We start from the raw sequence: 399 nt of genomic DNA, 5'->3' as shown, positions 1-399 counted from the left end.
CACCTGGATCCGCCCCGACCGGAAGAAGCGCATCTTCCTCGTCGAGGAGGCCTGGCACATCATCAACAGCCCCTTCGTGGCGCAGCTGTTCCAGCGGCTGCTCAAGTTCGGGCGGCGGCTCGGCCTGTCCTTCGTCGCGGTCGTCCACCACCTCTCCGACGTCGTCGACGGGGCGGCGGCCAAGGAGGCCGCGGCGATCCTCAAGATGGCCTCCACCCGGACCATCTACGCCCAGAAGGCCGACGAGGCCCGCAACACGGGCCGGGTCCTCGGCCTGCCCCGCTGGGCGGTCGAGATCATCCCGACCCTCACCCCCGGCATCGCCGTCTGGGACGTCAACGGCAACGTGCAGGTGGTCAAGCACCTCATCACCGAACGGGAACGCCCGCTGGTCTACAC

1 protein-coding gene is annotated in these 399 nt (G+C 68.9%); it reads left to right on the top strand.

All coding sequences use genetic code 11. The features are described 5' to 3' along the window. On the top strand, positions 1–399 hold a 399-nt coding region (locus OQ02_RS39385), incomplete at both ends, for an ATP/GTP-binding protein (protein WP_033443784.1).

Origin of the sequence: Saccharothrix sp. NRRL B-16314 (assembly GCF_000716595.1) — a bacterium.
In the GTDB taxonomy this organism is placed as follows: Bacteria; Actinomycetota; Actinomycetes; order Mycobacteriales; family Pseudonocardiaceae; genus Actinosynnema.
This window is presented reverse-complemented; position numbering and strand designations above follow the sequence as displayed.